This window comes from Parathalassolituus penaei, from assembly GCF_026626885.1.
Classification (GTDB): domain Bacteria; phylum Pseudomonadota; class Gammaproteobacteria; order Pseudomonadales; family Oceanobacteraceae; genus Oceanobacter; species Oceanobacter penaei.
Genome location: NZ_JAPNOA010000058.1, coordinates 208320 through 225762, shown reverse-complemented (window position 1 = coordinate 225762; position 17443 = coordinate 208320). Strand labels below are relative to the sequence as shown.

General features: G+C 55.1%; 16 protein-coding genes. 2 read left to right on the top strand and 14 right to left on the bottom strand.

Translation table 11 applies throughout. The features are described 5' to 3' along the window. Window positions 1–694 precede the first annotated feature (694 nt). Window positions 695–1342, bottom strand: coding sequence for a hypothetical protein (locus tag OUO13_RS17730; RefSeq protein WP_283175237.1), 648 nt, complete (start codon window positions 1340–1342; stop codon window positions 695–697). Between the two features lie 205 nt (window positions 1343–1547). On the opposite strand from OUO13_RS17730, the gene OUO13_RS17725 reads away from it, so the two are divergent. Then, window positions 1548–2057: a glycine cleavage system transcriptional repressor gene (locus OUO13_RS17725; RefSeq protein WP_283175236.1), complete on the top strand. Its 510-nt coding sequence runs from the start codon at window positions 1548–1550 to the stop codon at window positions 2055–2057. A gap of 103 nt (window positions 2058–2160) precedes the next feature. Here OUO13_RS17725 and der read toward each other — a convergent pair whose 3' ends face one another. From der to trmJ, 12 genes are all read right to left on the bottom strand, one after another. Then, a complete protein-coding gene (der, locus tag OUO13_RS17720) occupies window positions 2161–3699 on the bottom strand; it encodes a ribosome biogenesis GTPase Der (RefSeq protein ID WP_283175235.1) in 1539 nt (512 codons plus the stop codon). A gap of 73 nt (window positions 3700–3772) precedes the next feature. After that, window positions 3773–4966 (bottom strand): outer membrane protein assembly factor BamB, encoded by a 1194-nt coding sequence (gene bamB / locus OUO13_RS17715; RefSeq protein ID WP_283175234.1) that lies wholly within the window; start codon window positions 4964–4966, stop codon window positions 3773–3775. After that, the gene (locus OUO13_RS17710) at window positions 4966–5628 is read right to left on the bottom strand and encodes a YfgM family protein (RefSeq protein ID WP_283175233.1); all 663 of its coding nucleotides are present in this window, start codon (window positions 5626–5628) and stop codon (window positions 4966–4968) included. The genes bamB and OUO13_RS17710 overlap by 1 nt, the downstream gene beginning before the upstream one ends. Window positions 5629–5690: 62 nt before the next feature. After that, window positions 5691–6971, bottom strand: a complete 1281-nt coding sequence (gene hisS, locus OUO13_RS17705) for a histidine--tRNA ligase (protein ID WP_283175232.1) — start codon at window positions 6969–6971, stop codon at window positions 5691–5693. A 21-nt stretch (window positions 6972–6992) separates the two neighbouring features. After that, on the bottom strand, window positions 6993–8129 hold the full coding sequence (gene ispG, locus OUO13_RS17700) for a flavodoxin-dependent (E)-4-hydroxy-3-methylbut-2-enyl-diphosphate synthase (RefSeq protein WP_283175231.1): 1137 nt from the start codon (window positions 8127–8129) through the stop codon (window positions 6993–6995). Window positions 8130–8174: 45 nt separating this feature from the next. Then, window positions 8175–8993, bottom strand: coding sequence for a tetratricopeptide repeat protein (locus OUO13_RS17695; RefSeq protein ID WP_283175230.1), 819 nt, complete (start codon window positions 8991–8993; stop codon window positions 8175–8177). 18 nt (window positions 8994–9011) lie between these two features. Beyond that, on the bottom strand, window positions 9012–10127 hold the full coding sequence (rlmN, locus tag OUO13_RS17690) for a dual-specificity RNA methyltransferase RlmN (RefSeq protein ID WP_283175229.1): 1116 nt from the start codon (window positions 10125–10127) through the stop codon (window positions 9012–9014). Window positions 10128–10203: 76 nt separating this feature from the next. After that, window positions 10204–10629, bottom strand: coding sequence for a nucleoside-diphosphate kinase (ndk, locus tag OUO13_RS17685; RefSeq protein ID WP_283175228.1), 426 nt, complete (start codon window positions 10627–10629; stop codon window positions 10204–10206). A gap of 134 nt (window positions 10630–10763) precedes the next feature. Further along, on the bottom strand, window positions 10764–11921 hold the full coding sequence (locus OUO13_RS17680; RefSeq protein ID WP_283175227.1) for an aminotransferase class V-fold PLP-dependent enzyme: 1158 nt from the start codon (window positions 11919–11921) through the stop codon (window positions 10764–10766). A gap of 140 nt (window positions 11922–12061) precedes the next feature. Further along, entirely contained in the window at window positions 12062–12544 is a 483-nt protein-coding gene (iscR, locus tag OUO13_RS17675; protein WP_283175226.1) for a Fe-S cluster assembly transcriptional regulator IscR, read from the bottom strand. An 89-nt stretch (window positions 12545–12633) separates the two neighbouring features. Beyond that, entirely contained in the window at window positions 12634–13449 is an 816-nt protein-coding gene (cysE, locus tag OUO13_RS17670; protein WP_283175330.1) for a serine O-acetyltransferase, read from the bottom strand. Next, window positions 13449–14219 carry a tRNA (cytosine(32)/uridine(32)-2'-O)-methyltransferase TrmJ gene (gene trmJ / locus OUO13_RS17665; RefSeq protein ID WP_283175225.1) on the bottom strand — a complete coding sequence of 257 codons (771 nt, stop codon included), beginning with the start codon at window positions 14217–14219 and terminating at the stop codon, window positions 13449–13451. The genes cysE and trmJ overlap by 1 nt, the downstream gene beginning before the upstream one ends. A 181-nt stretch (window positions 14220–14400) precedes the next feature. On the opposite strand from trmJ, the gene OUO13_RS17660 reads away from it, so the two are divergent. Continuing rightward, window positions 14401–15177 carry an inositol monophosphatase family protein gene (locus tag OUO13_RS17660; RefSeq protein WP_283175224.1) on the top strand — a complete coding sequence of 259 codons (777 nt, stop codon included), beginning with the start codon at window positions 14401–14403 and terminating at the stop codon, window positions 15175–15177. Between the two features lie 684 nt (window positions 15178–15861). Here the strand turns inward: OUO13_RS17660 and lysS are convergent. Continuing rightward, the gene (lysS, locus tag OUO13_RS17655) at window positions 15862–17385 is read right to left on the bottom strand and encodes a lysine--tRNA ligase (RefSeq protein WP_283175223.1); all 1524 of its coding nucleotides are present in this window, start codon (window positions 17383–17385) and stop codon (window positions 15862–15864) included. Window positions 17386–17443: the final 58 nt, after the last annotated feature.

The window sequence follows — 17443 nt, the reverse complement described above, 5'->3', positions numbered from 1 at the left end:
CTCTCGGCTCTGGCTCCTGCTTCGCCCTTCCTGCATCCATGCAGTCGTGCGCGAGTGCTGCAGCGCTTGTGAGCAAGGCGACGAACACAGCGAAATGACGAACCAACCTGGACGGGTCCTTTTCAAGTCGGGCCGCGCAGGTTCGTCAACACCGCTCAAATGCGCTAAAGCCCGCGCCCTTTGGGGCTTTCGAGATGGTGATGACTCGGTGTCTCCGGTTTTTGACGTAGCCCCCAGGATTTAGGCAAGAGGGCCTTCAAACCGGCTTCGTGATTCATCACCATCCCGATAAGCCAGAGCGGGCACCGAGTTATTCAGAGTGTCCTTAACTATCAGCATTCATGCCAGATCCCCTTCTGAAAAACCTTTTGCCTACTACCACTCTGGATTATCGGGGAGCGTGAATCACGAAAGCTCCGAAGGACAAGTGCAGCAGCACATTTGAACTCTATTGGCGAATTTAAAAAAGACTCGGTCCAATGAACTCGCCATTTCGCTGCATTCGCGCCTTATTCACACAAGAGCAGCACTCGCTTACAGCTTTTCAAGGTGATTCGGAGTGTCCCAAGTTGGTTTGACGGCTTTTATTTCTGAAAAATGGGGCAAGTGATGCCCCATATAAAAGTATGTAATATCCGTCAATTATGAACTGACCGGTATTAAACATGTTGGCTCAGCTTTTAGGCTCGGTAAATTACCAGAACTTCTTGATACCTGTGGTTTTTTCAACGGCCGAGTTGGCTTGATCGGCCTTACTAGATACTTTCTTGGCAGCCGCAGACTGCGCACCATCGACCTTGGCGTTAGCAGCATCTTTGGCACCATCAACCTTGGCGTTAGCGGCGTCTTTGGCACCAGTCACCTTGTCAGCAGCCGCTTGTTTGGTGCTGTTAACCTTGTCTTTGGCAGCCGCCAGCGGGTTGCTGACCACACCGGTATCCACACCAGTCGCTGCACCCGCTTTATCGGCGGCACTGCTCTTCAAGGAGTTTGCCTTGTCAGTGGCAGAGGTCTTCAGGCTGTTGGCTTTGTCTTTGGCGGCCCCCACCGGATTGGTCACAGCGCTGGCATCCACACCGGCTTTGGCAGCCACAGCGTCAGTCGCGTTCTGTTTCAGGTTGGACGCCTTGTCCAATGCCTGCTGGGTCTTTTCGGTTTTCAGTGCTTCCGCCTGGGCTTTGGCGTCAGCAGCAGTGTTTTTGCCAGCTTCCTTGGCAGCCTGAACCGTTGCAGCAGTTTCAACGGCGGTGTTCAGCGTGCTGGTAACAGGGTCGTTTTCAGCGGCCATCACATGGGCAGACAGCAGAGCAGATGCAGTGATAGCAAACACCAGTTTTTTCATATCAAGGTAATTCCTTGTGGTTGGTAATTTGGGCGAAGTCTGTCAAGAGTATTCAGGCTTCGCAAGGAAGCACTGGGCAAACCTGACAAAATTATTCATACCTGTGACCCCCTTCGCGCCAAATATGACAACCGCAGATACTGGACGTTCCTACAGGAGAGTCGTAGCCTTGAGGACACAGGCAATCATGACAAAGGAACCCCTGATGAATCTTTCTCTCGTACTGACGGTTATTGCAGATGACAAACCCGGTATCGTTGAACAACTGTCTGCCGTAATTACCCGCAATCAGGGCAACTGGCTGGAAAGCCGTATGGCAAGCCTGGCAGGCAAATTTGCTGGCATCCTGCATATCACCGTGGAAGACAGTCATGCCGATGGTCTGCTGGCCGATCTGGCAACCCTGTCTGGCAAAGGTATTGAAGTCCGTGCCGAACATGGCAACGTACCACACGGTAAAACCGTACACCTGACCCTGAGTCTGGTCGGTAACGACCGTCCAGGTATTGTGCGTGAAGTTTCCCAGGTGCTGGCGGGACTGAACGTTAACGTGCTGGAACTGACCACCGACTGCAGTGCCGCCGAAATGTCGGCCGTGCCACTGTTCCGTGCTGACGCCGAACTGGAAGTGCCAGCCGACTTCGACCAGCAAACCCTGGCCACGGCAATTGAATCCATCAGCAACGAGCTGATGGTGGATATCACCCTGCACTGATCCGGCCAAACAACACTTGGGGGCAATCGCTGCGGTGAGTGCTCCCAATAAAAACGGCACCCGAGGGTGCCGTTTTGCATTGCAGACCATCCACAAAAGCCGATTAACGACCTTTGGTTTCGGTACGGGTACGATCCTTGGCGCGCTGCTTGCGGGATTTCTCCTGCTTGGCTTTACGGATGGCGGTAGTACGCACCACCGCTTCCGCACGGGAACGGCTGCTGTAACGTACTTCTTTTTCCTTGTTGGCAAACGGGTTCTCGCCCTGACGGAATTCCACCCGGATCGGTGTGCCCTTGATATCCAGCACACGACGGAAGGTATTGGCCAGGTAACGCTTGTAGTCGTCCGGCAGATCGGCCACCAGGTTACCGTGAATCACCAGCACTGGCGGATTGGAACCACCCTGGTGGGCGTAACGCAGTTTTGGACGCTTGGAGCGAACCATTGGCGGCTGGTGACTGGACACCGCGTCTTCGAGGATGCGGGTCAGCATGTTGGTCTGCCACTTGCCCATGGAAGACGCATAGGCCTGATCCACGGACTCGTACAGGTGACCAACACCAGTACCATGCAGAGCGGAAATAAAGTGAATGTCGGCGAAGGTCAGGAAGTCAAAACGACGATCGATTTCGTCCTTGATGCGCTCCTTCACTTCCATATCCAGACCGTCCCACTTGTTGACGGCGATCACCAGGGCACGACCGGCGTTGAGCACGAAGCTCAGCATGTGCAGGTCCTGCTCAACCAGACCGGTGCGGGCATCCAGAACCAGGATACACACGTGGCAATCCTGAATCGCCTGCAGGGTCTTGATGATGGAAAACTTTTCGGCGGCTTCCACAATGTTTTTGCGACGACGCACACCGGCGGTGTCGATCAGGGTGTACTCCTGACCATGACGCTCGTACGGGATGTAAATGCTGTCACGGGTGGTGCCGGCCTCGTCGTAAACCACAACTCGGTCTTCACCGAGAAAGCGGTTGACCAGCGTGGATTTACCCACGTTTGGACGACCCACAACCGCAATCTTGATACCTTTGACGTCCAGCTCTTCATGCACTTCCTGATGCATGCGGCCGTCATCGTCTTCTACCCACTGGTAGTTCCATTCGTCTTCGTCGCTGGCGTTTTCGGCAGCATCGTTGGAGCCGTCGAGTTCACCCAGAACGTATTCAACCAGAGCGGATACACCACGGTTGTGCGCAGCAGCAATTGGCAGCGGCTCGCCCAGACCCAGTTCGAAGAAGTCGATCAACACCAGATCCGGGTTTTTACCGTCGATCTTGTTGGCAACCAGGTAAGCTTCCTTACCGTTCTTGCGCAGGTGTTCAGCGATCATACGGTCAGCAGGCAGTACACCGGCACCGGCATCCACCATAAAGAACACGATGTCGGCTTCCTGGATGGCCAGATAACTCTGGGCCGCCATGGCTTCATCGATACCCTCTTCCTCGCCGCTGATACCGCCGGTATCAATCACGATAAAAGGTTTGTCACCCACCTTGCCCTCACCGTATTTACGGTCGCGGGTCAGGCCGGCAATTTCTGCAACCAGCGCGTCACGACTTTTGGTCAGGCGGTTGAAGAGCGTGGATTTGCCTACGTTAGGGCGCCCGACCAGGGCAATGACTGGAACCATGTGATACCTCAAAAAGCAATGGGCTGGTGATTACACCAGCCCTGTCATGTCTTGCAAAAAACGGCTGTCGCTATTATTCGCTGCGGATTTCCAGCAGCAGCATCTCGCCGTCGTTGGTATAAACCAGTAACCCCTTGTCGGTTGCAATGATCGGGTTACGAATGCCAAAGTCGCGGCCGCGCATTTCGCGCCAGCGAGTGGCTTCAGACTGGTTTGGATAATTGATATGCAATGGGCGAGGACGCAACCAGATACGTGCCGCCAGGCTGCCATCCTGCTGGTTCAGCAGATAAAGATAGCCATCACTGTCCGCTACCGCGAGGTGATTGCCACTGGCAGTAATCGGGCCCAGAGCCTTGTCCTTGAGATCCACCTGGGTCCAGATGCCGTTACCGGTGGCCTGGTCATAGGCCTGAATCCGGCCATCATCCAGAGTCAGATAGACGTTACCCAGCGCCAGCTCAGGGCTGGTGTAACTGGAACCGTCTTCTTCCCAACGGGTATTACCGTCAAGACCAATGGCGGCAACCTTGCCATGATAACTGGCGGCGTACACCAGGTTATCCTCAAGGTATACCGTTCCATCAACGTCGACCAGACGATCGAGTTCAGAACGGCCTTCCGGCATCGCCAGACGGGCTTCCCAACGCGGAATACCCAGTTCTCGATCCAGTGCAATCACCTTGCCGTTGGCCAGACCGGTAATCACCAGACCATCAACAGGCATAGGCGTACCCGTGCCACGCACGGTCAGAACCGGCATGGAGGTTTCATAAGACCACAACTGCTTGCCGTCAGCGGCGTCCAGCGCGGCAATACGACCATCAACGGTGTGAACAAACACGCGCTCGCTGTCGGCACCAACCGGTGCTACCGATTCGCTGCTCAGATGGGCTTCCCACTTGCTGGAGCCATCTTCCGCACTCAGGGCATGGATAACGCCGTCGTAGGTCACCACGTACAGGGTGTCATCCACCTTGGTCATGGCAGAACCGATCTGTTTGTCGAGCTGGATCGACCAGATGGTGGAACCGGAGTCGAGTTCCAGCGCCGTCACTGCACCACTGGTGTCCGCAGCATAGATGCGGTTGTCTTCAACCACGGCACGCAGGCGGGAGAACACGCTCCCGGAACCGGTGCCCAGTTGTTTACGCCATTCCACGCTCAGCGGGCTGGATGGCAGATCATCAACCGCGACTTTGGCTGGTTGCCCGGAACAGGCTGCCAGCAATACGGCTGCGGCCAGAGTCAGTGTGCGCCAGGTCATCAGTTACCCTCGGCAGCAACCAGGAAGTCAGCCTTGCGTTGCAGACTCTGGGTTTCAGAACCTTGCAGACGCGCTGCTTCAACAGCATCCAGATACGCCTTGCGAGCAGCAGTCTTGTCACCCTTCAGCAGCAGCGCATCACCACGAACTTCCAGATACTGGGCGTTGTACGCTACATCCGGAGTGGTATTCACCAGTGCCAGGGCATCGTCAAACTGACCCTGTTCAACCAGCACAGTCGCCAGACGGACAGTCGCCATGAAGCTGACCGGTGGTTGGGCGGTTTTCAGCAAGTCGCGCAGTTCGTTGGAAGCGCTGGCCATGTCACCTGCGTCAGCCGCCAGACGAGCCAGATACAGGCTGGCGAACTGGGCATACTGGCTACCGGCGTAGTTCTTTTTCAGTTCTTCGGCGATGGCAACCGCTTCGGTACGCGCAGCCGTGTTGGCACTGTTTTCACTGACGGCGGCGGTTTTTTCGCTCAGGGTGCCATACAGGGCAGCGGCGGCTTCGCCGTTGTGACGCTGTTGATCCTGATAGTAGTTCCAGCCTACCCAGCTGCCCGCTACCAGAACCACACTGATGAGCAGGCTTTTGCCGTTCTCAGCCCACCAGTTCTTCAGCATCTCTACCTGTTCTTCATCCGTACGCAGTTCGCTCATGCTTCCGCTACCTTGTCTCGTCTATCTGCAATTGGGTTATGTGTGTCTGACCGCGGCGCGGCTCAGAGCATGTTGTCTGCCAGCCAGCTGCCAACAGCATCCACCGCGATGGACTGTTGTTCGGCATCAGAGCGCAGGTCCTTGATGCTGACCTGGCCGTTGGCGAGTTCGGACTCACCCAGCAGGAAGGCATAACGGGCACCGCTCTTGTCGGCTTTTTTCATCTGGCTCTTGAAGCTGCCCCCACCACAGTGGGTCTGGATACGCAGCCAGCAGTGTTCCTGACGCAGACGGTCGGCCAGCAGCAAGCCAGCCAGATCAGCACCTTCACCAAGAGTGCAGAGATACACGTCGATGGTCTGGCTGACTTCCGCCGGAATCACTTCCAGGGTTTCCAGCAACAGGATCAGACGCTCAAGGCCCATGGCGAAACCAACGGCCGGAGTAGCCTTGCCACCCAACTGTTCCACCAGACCATCGTAACGGCCACCGGCGCACACGGTGCCCTGGGCACCCAGCTTGTCAGTAACCCATTCAAATACCGTCTTGTTGTAGTAATCGAGACCACGAACCAGACGCTGGTTGATTTCGTATTTGACACCAGCGGCATCCAGAATGGCGCGCAGACGGGCAAAGTGCTCACGACTGTCGGCATCGAGGTGGTCATGCAGTTTCGGTGCATTGGCCAGCAGCGCTTGAGTGTTCGGGTCCTTGCTGTCGAGCACCCGCAGCGGATTGCTTTCCAGACGACGCTGACTGTCTTCGTCGAGCTGGTCCTTGAACTGACCCAGGTACTCCACCAGAGCGGCACGATATTCGGCACGCGCTTCGTTGGAACCGAGAGTGTTCAGCTGCAGACTGACGGCATCCGCCAGACCCAGTTGCTGCCACAGGCGGGCGGTCATCAGGATCAGTTCGGCGTCGATATCAGCGCTGGCGATACCAAAGGTTTCAACACCCAGCTGGTAAAACTGACGGTAGCGGCCTTTTTGTGGACGTTCGTGACGGAACATCGGGCCGGTGTACCACAGACGCTGGGTCTGGTTGTACAGCAAACCATGCTCTTCACAGGCACGTACACAGCTGGCAGTACCTTCCGGGCGCAGGGTCAGGCTGTCGCCGTTACGGTCTTCAAAGGTGTACATCTCTTTTTCAACGATGTCGGTGACTTCACCGATAGAACGTTTGAAGAGGTTGGTCTGCTCCACAATCGGCATGCGGATTTCGTCATAACCATGACCAGCCAGCAGCTCCTTGACGGTACCTTCGAGGTACTGCCATACCGGGCTCTGGGTCGGCAGGATGTCGTTCATGCCACGAATGGCCTGGATTTTTGTCGCCATAAAACGGGTTTCTTGTCCGGATCAGACAGCAGGGCTGCCTTGGTTCATGTTGTCAGAAGTAATGAGTGCCGCACGTTCTTTCTGGAGGGCATCGGCACGCTCGCGGATCAGACGTTCAAGGTCGTCCACCAGGGTGTCGTTATTCAGTTTGCCGGCGGGCTTGCCATCAATGTACACCAGATTGGGCTGACCACCGGCCAGACCAACGTCGGCTTCACGGGATTCACCCGGGCCGTTTACCACACAGCCAATAATGGCCACGTCCATACTGGTGCGCACGTCATCCACACGCTGTTCCAGATCGTTCATGGTCTTGATCACGTCGAAGTTCTGACGGGAACAGCTTGGGCAGGCAATAAAGTTGATACCACGATTACGCAGTTTCAGGGACTTCAGCATATCCCAGCCCACCTTCACCTCTTCTACCGGGTCGGCCGCCAGCGACACACGAATGGTGTCACCAATACCGTCCCACAGCAGTAGGCCCAGACCAATCGATGACTTCACGGTGCCACCACGCAGGCCACCGGCTTCGGTGATACCGAGGTGCAACGGTTGTTCGATCTGACTGGCGATCTGGCGATAGGCTTCAACCGTCATGAAGATATCCGACGCTTTCAGGCTTAGCTTGAAGTCGTGGAAGTTCATGCGATCAAGGATGTCGATATGGCGCATGGCAGACTCCACCAGCGCTGCCGGTGTTGGTTCGCCATACTTTTTCTGCAGTTCTTTTTCCAGCGAACCGGCGTTAACCCCGATACGGATCGGGATATTACGATCACGGGCTGCATCCACCACGGCGCGGACGCGGTCATCACGACCGATGTTGCCCGGATTGATACGCAGACAGTCAACACCCAGTTCAGCCACACGCAGGGCGATGCGGTAATCGAAGTGAATGTCGGCAACCAGTGGCACGCTGACCTGTTTGCGAATCTGACCAAACGCTTCAGCGGCATCCATGCTGGGTACCGAAACCCGCACGATGTCAGCACCGGCGTCCTGGGCACGACGGATCTGGTCTACAGTTGCCGCCACGTCGGTGGTTTCGGTATTCGTCATGGTCTGGATGGCAATCGGGGCGTCACCGCCCACCGGCACATTACCTACCCAGATTTTACGGCTTTTGCGGCGTTTGATCGGATTCTCGAAATGCATAGGGTCTGTTTACCACTCAGTCTGCCGGTATCAGGCCGATCCGGCTTAATGAACCACCGGGAACGTCTGATTGTCGCCCAGTGAATCCTTGTATTGTTGGAACTCGGCAGAGTTCGGGAATTCTTCGCTCAGCTGTACTGCCAGACGGGCAGAACGCTGGGTGCTCTGGAAAATATTGGCCAGACGAATCCCCAGCCACAGGCTGTGGGAGGTGTGGCGGGTCTGCTGACGTTGAACCAGACGATCCAGGCGATCCCAGTATTTCAGGGATTCCTTGTACTGCTGGCTTTCAAACAGCAAAGTCGCAATGTTCACCAGCGGCTCGGCAGCATACGGGCTGATACGCAGGGATTCCGAATAGGTTTCGATAGCCTTGTCGGTATGTCCCTGGCGGTAGTAGTTCATGGCCAGATCGTTAAACGCCTGATTTCGGCCATCGTAATAACGATCTTCGGTAGCCTTGCGCAGCCAGGGTTCAGCCTTGTCGTACTCACGCTTCTGGTTGTACAGGCGTCCCAGGTGATGTTTGGCCTGGGTCAGGGATGAATCCTTGTTGATGGCCTTGCGATAAAACTCCTCGGCCAGATCCAGTTCCCCTTCCGTTTGCCACAACAACCCCATGGCATCGTTAGCGGGTGCATAGTTCTCATCAATACTGAGCGCTTTCTGCAAACGCTGACGAGCCAGATCCGGGTGGTTTTCTTTCAGATAACCAATACCCAGCTGGGTGTAATTTTCGACTGCCTTTTCAGGGGAGGCTTTTTTGGTAAAACGACTTTCAACCGTGGTCACACACGCGGACAGGGTAAAAGCCAAAACACCGGTAATAACCAGTCTGAACATCGAGGCTGTCTGTTTCATCATTACTGGGAGATTCCGTTTTTATTGAGCATCCAGTTGAATGGCGTTGATATAACGCTCACTGCGGCGCGTACGGTCGGCTACCCGGCCTACCAGCTGTCCACAGGCTGCATCAATATCATCACCGCGGGTCGAGCGAATGGTGACAATATGCTGCTGAGCGATCAAATAGTCACGGAAACGGTACACACGGTTGTTGCTTGGGCGCTCATAACCTGAGTTCGGGAACGGATTGAACGGAATCAGGTTGATCTTGCACGGTACGTCTCGCAGCAGCTTTGCCAGCTCTTCGGCGTGGTGCAGTTCGTCGTTCACACCGTCAATCAGGGTGTATTCAATGGTGGCTTTGCGACGATCAGGCAGTTTGGCGAGGTAACGCTTGGTAGCGGCCATCAGCTCCTTGATCGGGTATTTCTTGTTCAGCGGTACCAGCTGATTACGCAGTTCGTCGTTTGGCGCGTGCAGGGACACCGCCAGGGATACGTCAATCACGTCACCCAGCTTGTCGAGCATTGGCACCACACCCGAGGTACTCAGGGTGACACGACGTTTGGACAGACCATACGCGTTGTCGTCCATCATCAGTTGCATGGCGTCTACCACGTTGTCGAAGTTCAACAACGGTTCGCCCATCCCCATCATCACCACGTTGGTGATCTTGCGCTCACGGCGTTCGCCGGGAGTGTGAAAACTCATGGCGGCCACATATACCTGGCCAATAATTTCGGCCACGGTCAGGTCGCGGTTAAAGCCCTGTTTACCGGTTGAGCAGAAGCTGCAATCCAGTGAACAGCCAATCTGGGAACTGACACACAGGGTGCCACGGTCCTTTTCCGGGATATAAACGGTTTCCACCGCACTGCCACCGTCCATCCGCATGACCCACTTGCGGGTACCGTCGGCAGAAATATCCTCATAAATCACTTCTGGCAGGCGCACTTCACACACGGCCGCCAGACGGGCACGCAGATCCTTGCCCATGTTGGTCATGTTGTCGAAGTTGGCTTCACCAAACTGATGGATCCACTTCAGCATCTGCTGCGCACGGAATTTCTTTTCACCGAAGTCGGCAAAAAAAGCTTCCATCTTGGCAGGTGATAATCCCAGCAGGTTAATTTTTTCAGAGGTGTTGGACATCAGTGGTGTACCTGGTGTGTAGCGTTTGGGTCGAGCAAAAACAGAACGGAGGCACAAGGCCTCCGTTCAGCCGAAATCAGCGGGAGCAGATTTCGTCAGCAGCGAAGAAGTAAGCGATTTCGCGCTCTGCAGAAGCAGCAGAGTCAGAACCGTGTACTGCGTTAGCATCGATGCTTTCTGCGAAGTCAGCACGGATGGTGCCAGCAGCAGCTTGCTGAGGGTTGGTAGCACCCATCAGTTCGCGGTTCAGAGCGATAGCGTTTTCACCTTCCAGAACCTGTACAACAACAGGACCAGAAGTCATGAAAGAAACCAGTGCTGGGAAGAATGGACGCTCTTTGTGCTCAGCGTAGAAACCGCCAGCCTTTTCCTCGTCCAGTTTAACCATCTTGGCAGCAACGATTTGCAGACCAGCTTTTTCGAAGCGAGCCAGGATCTCACCGATTACGTTCTTGCCTACTGCGTCCGGTTTTACGATGGACAGAGTGCGTTCAACAGCCATTATTAGCTCCACAATTGACTTGTTAGGGAAAAAAACCGCGAGATTATACGCGTCTTTTGATTAAAGTTGTACGCGAACCCGCTTGCTTTTTGTGCAGTATTGGCACAGCACCTGATCAGCAAACGGATTCAGAATTAACGGCGCAGACCCTGGACGGTTCGAGTCACTTCGGACAGCGCAAGTTCAATGTCTTCAGCAGTTGTGAAACGACCCACGCTGAAACGCAAACCGGCGTGCGCCAGTGCATCACTGCGGCCAATCGCTTTCAGTACGTAGGAAGGTTCTACGCTGGCTGAAGTACAGGCTGATCCAGAGGAAACCGCCACCCGTGCCAGGGACGCCAGCAGGATTTCGCCATCCACTCCGGCAAACGACACGTTGAGAATATTGGCAACCCGCTGCTCGACATGGCCATTGATATACACATCACCCAGCGCCAGCAGACCTTCCTGCAAACGGTCACGCAAACCACGGATACGAACTTCGTCATCCGCCAGTTCTGCCTGAACCAGTGCCGCCGCCTTACCCATGGCTGCAATCTGGTGGGTCGCCAGAGTGCCGGAACGCATGCCGCGCTCATGACCACCGCCATGAATCTGGGCGGCTACATGCACCAGTGGCTGACGGCGCACAAACAGCGCACCAATGCCTTTCGGGCCATAAAACTTGTGGCACGACATCGACAACAGATCGACATCCCAGGCTCGCACATCGACGGCCATTTTGCCCACCGCCTGGGCCGCATCTACGTGCAAAAGCGCCGGATGTTTGGCCAGCAATTGACTGACAGCCGGAATGTCATTGATGGTGCCGAGCTCGTTGTTCACCGCCATCAGACTGACCAGCACCGTATGTTCACTCAGGGCATCCGCTACCTGCTGCGGCTGGATCAGACCATCCGCATCCGGAGTCAGGTAGGTCACCTCAACCCCCGTCCCCTGCAGCCACTTGCAGGTATCCAGAATGGCCTTGTGCTCAATCGCCGACGTAATGATGTGCAGCGGACGCCCAAAATCGTCTCGACGGGCGTATTCCACTACCCCCTTTAATGCCAGGTTGTTGCTTTCGGTCGCACCGGAAGTCCAGACGATCTCACGAGGTTCAGCATTGATGGTATCGGCCAATTGACGGCGAGCGACTTCAACCGCCTGCTCAGCCTGCCAGCCCAAACGATGGGAGCGGGATGCCGGATTGGCAAAATTGCCGTCCATGGTCAGGCACGACATGATCACCTCGGCAACCCGGGGATCAACAGGAGTGGTGGCGGCGTAATCGAGATATACAGGATTCATGGCTATTCCCGGTTGAAGCTGACTGGTTCATAACCGGCAATTCCGGATTGGACCAATACGCTGTGCATAATGATGTATGCGCGCATTGTCCGCACTGGAGAGACCTGGTCAAGTTTGATGACCAGGCCTGCTGTGATCAATCAGAAGGACACTGAGTCACTCATAAAAGCCGGAATACGGCTGCGAGCATGCTCATCCTGACGGCGAGCAGTATTACGAATTTCCTGACGTTCAATCAGCTGCTGCAGATTGATACCAGACAGGAAGTGATGAATCTGGTCACTCAGATCAATCCACAGATGGTGCGTCAGGCATTCACCACCGTCCTGGCAATCACCACGTTTGTTGCAACGGGTGGCATCCATGGACTCATTCACGGCATCCACAATTTCGGCGACGTTGATTTCGGCATGCGGACGGCTCAGACGATAACCACCACCCGGACCACGAACACTGGCCACCAGGCCACAACGGCGCAGGCGCGCAAACAGCTGCTCAAGGTAAGACAGGGAAATTCCCTGACGGCCAGAAATGTCATTCAGGCTGACCGGACCGGTCTCAGCGTGAATGGCAAGGTCCAGCATGGCGGTTACGGCGTAACGGCCCTTGGTAGTCAAACGCATAAAATACCCCCCATAACAGAGTGGGCATTATCGTAATCCCTACCAATTCAGTCAACTAAAAGCCGTAGTGGATTAGTAGGAATTAAAACTCAGATATTACCCGGATGTGGTTCATCGTCACGACGAGGGCGCGACGCACTATCGCTCACCTCACCCAGACTGACAAAATCCTCTTTTACCAGTTCCGGCAAGGCCCCGTCACAGCTGTGAATACCCAGATCATTCAGGGCTTTGCACATACGATCAATCTTGCTGTCGACCGCATGCATGTGATCCATCATGTTATGAATGGAACGGGCAATCGGGTCGGGCATACCATCGGCAACACCGTAGGCATCAAAGCCGAGTTTTTCAGCCATTTTCATCGCGCCATCCGGCACGGGCTTTTTACCCGCCATACGCACGATACGGCCAGGAATACCCACCACAGTGGCACCGGCTGGCACCTCACGAGTAACAACGGCATTGGAACCGATACGGGCATTTTCACCCACTACCAATGGCCCCAGCACCTTGGCACCAGCACCCACCACTACGCCATTGCGCAGGGTCGGGTGACGTTTGCCCTTGTTCCAGCTGGTACCGCCCAGAGTCACGCCGTGATACAGGGTGCAATCGTCGCCAATCTCGGCGGTTTCCCCGATCACCACGCCCATGCCGTGGTCAATAAAGAAGCGACGACCAATGGTCGCACCTGGATGAATCTCGATGCCGGTCATCCAGCGACTGAAGGTCGACAGCAGACGCGCCAGCCATTTGAAACCGGCTTTCCACAGGCGATTGGCAACCCGGTAATGCAGAATGGCGTGTACACCCGGATAGGTGGTGATCACTTCAAAGCTGTTGCGAGCAGCCGGATCACGTTCAAATACGCATGCTACATCTTCGCGCAATTGTTTAAGAATCAATCGGATTCCCCTTTATCGGATGACACTCCCACCTGCCGCGCCGCCAGTTGCTGCACTGTGCCAAGCACGCCACGCAGGATATTGATTTCAGTCTTGTCAGGCAGTGCGCGCTGGTACAAACGACGCAAGCGGCCAACAAGATGTTTCGGTGTATTGGGGTTAAGGAAGCCAATATCAAGCAACGTCTGCTCAAACTGACGAATCATGCCGTCGATTTCAGCGTGACTGGCCGGTGGATGATCCCACTCAACGCCCCACGGGCCAGTAACCACGTCATTCTCGACCAGCGCCAGACGCATCTCATAACAGAGCACCTGAATCGCCTGGGCAACGTTCAGTGACGAGTATTCTTCATTGGATGGAATATGGACGTGGGCATGACACAGATGCAGTTCGTCGTTGGTCAGGCCAGAGGATTCACGACCAAACACCAACGCCACCGGCATATCACTGCCGACCATGGCACGGGCACGTTCACCACACTGACGCGGCGTCATTAGCGGCCACGGCAAGTGACGATTACGAGCACTGGTACCCACCACCAGCCCGCAGTCAGCAATGGCTTCTTCCAGAGTGGCAACGATGGTGACCTGCTCCAGCAGATCGGCCGCACCGGCGGCACGGGCAATCGCTTCATCGTCCACACTGGCAATCGGGTCAACCAGCCACAAACGGCTCAAGCCCATGTTTTTCATGGCGCGTGCCGCCGCTCCGATGTTGCCGGAGTGGGTAGTATTCACCATCACAATACGAATCTGATCAAGCATAGTCAGGCCATTTCCACAGTCAGCAGGCCCTGTGCTTCAGGCTTGCGGATCCGGCTCAAGCAGGGCCCGAAAAATCGGGGGTCAAAATTGTATATCAAAACAGGCTTCGCCAACCAGTTTTCCGCTGCTATAATCGCCGGTTCCCCTTGTTCTTTAAGAGATAGTTAACGCAATGCAGCCCATGGTGAACTTGGCGTTGCGCGCTGCGCGCAATGCGGGCCAGGAAATCGTCCGTCGTCTTGACCGGTTCGATGCCGCTCAGAGTACTGATCAGGAAAAAGCAAAATTCGTTGCCGACTGCGTCATCGGCCTCGAAAAGGGCATTATTTTCGACCTGAAAAAATCCCTGCCAGAGCACAATTTTAACGGTCGCGAGACTGGCCTCAACGGTAGCAACGAAAACCAGCCAACCTGGCATGTATGCGTTATCGATGATCTCGCCAACTTCCGCGTGGGTATCCCAACCTTCGCAATCGTGCTGGCTTGCCAGGTCAATGGCAAAACCGAACACGCTGTTATCGTTAACCCGATGAACAACGATGAGTTCTCTGCGTCCCGCGGTCGCGGCGCCCAGCTGAACAACCACCGTATCCGTTGCAGCAACATCAACGCCATGAGTGATGCCATCATTGGCTACACCCAACCCGTCGGTTTTGGCGAAGAAGCCTTCGACCAGCGTCAGCGTCTGATGAACCTGATGAGCAAGAGCTACGAGCTGCGCGCCATTGGCTCCAACGCCCTGTCCATTGCTTATGTCGCTGCCGACCGTTTCCAGGCCGCTATGCTGAGCAACGTGGATGAATTCAGCCTGATGGCTGGCAGCCTGATTGCCACCGAAGCGGGCTGTCTGCTGTCTGACGTGAATGGCCAGCCACGCGTTCGCCAACCGGCCAACGTCGTGGTTGCCAACCCACGCCTGCTGAAAGCACTGCTGGTTCGTGAAGGCGCTGGCGCCTGATTGACAACCGCTGCTACAAAACCAGCCACTCAATGGCGGCAGGCCTGCATTGCCGCCATTGATGGGGAGGAAGTTGTTACGCACTGAGCTACACTGATGTAGAACCGGTGCCGTCTACCGGAGTTTCAGAGAGGTGGCGTTAACGCCCCAAGGGGAAGCTCATGTGGCAACAACTGACCTACATCCTGCAGTGGCTGGCTGAAGCCCAGTCACCTGATCAGCTGGCGCTCCATAAAAGCGCCCCCTGACCAGCACCGCTTCACACGCCACAGGCAGTACGCGTCGACCAGACGTCAACAAAGAAAAAGCTACAACCAATGCCGATCAGTAAAATACTGGTCGGTATTGATCTATCAAGAACACAGACACCTGACCAATACAAGCCTTATGATGGCGCCCCTTCATCACTGCCCGCCAGACAGGAACAACCTGAAAACAAACCAGATCAGCTTGGCGCCTCAAACAACTGTTGCTCATTCATTCTTTGCCAGGAGCTTCACTCTCCGCCACTCTGAATAATTCAGAGGACTTCCAGATGAATCAAGAGAAACCAATAAAAAAATCCAGAGCCCACTCGAGCTCTGGATTTCTGGATCACCAAACCTGCAACGGGACGCAACTGACCAATCAGGCACTCGCAACAAGTGCTCTACCAGTGCCAGATGGACCTCAATAAAACCCGGCTTAGTTAGCCAGCGGTTTCATGTGCGGGAACAGGATTACATCCTTGATGGTATGGCTGTTGGTGAACAGCATGACCAGACGGTCGATACCGATACCTTCACCAGCGGTTGGTGGCAGGCCGAATTCCAGTGCGTTGACGTAGTCACCGTCGTAGTGCATGGCTTCGTCGTCACCGGCGTCTTTCTCTTCAACCTGTTTGCGGAAACGCGCAGCCTGGTCTTCCGCATCGTTCAGCTCGGAGAAGCCGTTCGCCAGTTCACGGCCACCAATGAAGAATTCGAAACGGTCAGTCACAAACGGGTTGTCGTCGTTACGACGCGCCAGTGGTGATACTTCCCATGGGTATTCGGTGATGAAAGTCGGCTGGTCCAGCTTGCTTTCCGCCGTTTCTTCGAAGATTTCACACAGCAGTTTGCCAGCGCCCCAACCGGCTTCTTTCGGGCCGAGGTGGATACCAACAGAACGGGCGTATTCTTTCAGGGTTTCGATGTTGCCTTCCGGATCACGCAGAACCGCTTCGTCCATGCCTTCGTTGTACTTGAGGATGGCGTCAACCATGCTCATACGGATGAATGGCTGACCGAAATCGTAAGTAGACTCACCGTAAGGAACGATGGTGGTGCCCAGCACAGTTTCGGCCACGAAGCGCAGCATGGCTTCGGTGGTATCCATCATGTCGCGGTAATCAGCATAAGCCTGATAGAACTCGATCATGGTGAATTCAGGGTTGTGACGGGTACTGGTGCCTTCGTTACGGAAGTTACGGTTGATTTCGAACACGCGTTCGAAGCCGCCCACAACCAGACGCTTCAGGTACAGTTCCGGAGCAATACGCAGGAACATGTCGATGTCCATGGCATTGTGGTGGGTTTCAAACGGCTTGGCAGAAGCACCACCCGGAATGGTTTGCAGCATCGGGGTTTCCACTTCCATAAAGCCACGCTGGGACAGGAAGAAGCGGATAGTTTCGATGATTTTGGAACGAATACGGAAGGTGTTACGGGTTTCCTCGTTGATGATGAGGTCGACGTAACGCTGACGGTATTTCATTTCCTGGTCAGCCAGACCGTGGAACTTGTCTGGCAGCGGGCGCAGGGATTTGGTCAGAATCTGCAGGTCGGCAACGTCACCAACTTCGACGAACAGCTCGTCTTTACCAGACTTGTGCAGCACACCGGTCAGACCCACGATGTCACCGATGTCGAGCAGGTTCCAGGCAGTGCTTTCTTTCTGCAGCGCTTTGCCCAGGTAGAACTGGATGCTGTCGGAGCCGTCCAGGATACCCACGAATGGACCACCACGACGCATTACACGACCAGCCACAGACACACGCAGACCCAGCTCAGCCAGTTCTTCACGAGTCTTGTCACCGTATTGGGCTTTCAGATCACCAGCCAGGTTTTCACGACGGAAATCGTTCGGGTGGCCATTGCATTTGCTACCGGCACGCAGCTGTTCCAGCTTGGCGCGACGTTCAGCAATCAGCTTGTTCTCATCCACTACAGTTTGGTTTTGTTCGGTCATTTTTTTGCCCGTTGTGCTTGAGGTCTGACGTCGGCGATTGGACATCAGACACGTTATT

Coding starts and splice junctions, on each gene's coding strand:
- OUO13_RS17730 (WP_283175237.1), bottom strand. CDS start 1,342: ATGAAAAAACTGGTGTTTGCTATCACTGCATCTGCTCTGCTGTCTGCC.
- OUO13_RS17725 (WP_283175236.1), top strand. CDS start 1,548: ATGAATCTTTCTCTCGTACTGACGGTTATTGCAGATGACAAACCCGGT.
- der (WP_283175235.1), bottom strand. CDS start 3,699: ATGGTTCCAGTCATTGCCCTGGTCGGGCGCCCTAACGTAGGCAAATCC.
- bamB (WP_283175234.1), bottom strand. CDS start 4,966: ATGACCTGGCGCACACTGACTCTGGCCGCAGCCGTATTGCTGGCAGCC.
- OUO13_RS17710 (WP_283175233.1), bottom strand. CDS start 5,628: ATGAGCGAACTGCGTACGGATGAAGAACAGGTAGAGATGCTGAAGAAC.
- hisS (WP_283175232.1), bottom strand. CDS start 6,971: ATGGCGACAAAAATCCAGGCCATTCGTGGCATGAACGACATCCTGCCG.
- ispG (WP_283175231.1), bottom strand. CDS start 8,129: ATGCATTTCGAGAATCCGATCAAACGCCGCAAAAGCCGTAAAATCTGG.
- OUO13_RS17695 (WP_283175230.1), bottom strand. CDS start 8,993: ATGATGAAACAGACAGCCTCGATGTTCAGACTGGTTATTACCGGTGTT.
- rlmN (WP_283175229.1), bottom strand. CDS start 10,127: ATGTCCAACACCTCTGAAAAAATTAACCTGCTGGGATTATCACCTGCC.
- ndk (WP_283175228.1), bottom strand. CDS start 10,629: ATGGCTGTTGAACGCACTCTGTCCATCGTAAAACCGGACGCAGTAGGC.
- OUO13_RS17680 (WP_283175227.1), bottom strand. CDS start 11,921: ATGAATCCTGTATATCTCGATTACGCCGCCACCACTCCTGTTGATCCC.
- iscR (WP_283175226.1), bottom strand. CDS start 12,544: ATGCGTTTGACTACCAAGGGCCGTTACGCCGTAACCGCCATGCTGGAC.
- trmJ (WP_283175225.1), bottom strand. CDS start 14,219: ATGCTTGATCAGATTCGTATTGTGATGGTGAATACTACCCACTCCGGC.
- OUO13_RS17660 (WP_283175224.1), top strand. CDS start 14,401: ATGGTGAACTTGGCGTTGCGCGCTGCGCGCAATGCGGGCCAGGAAATC.
- lysS (WP_283175223.1), bottom strand. CDS start 17,385: ATGACCGAACAAAACCAAACTGTAGTGGATGAGAACAAGCTGATTGCT.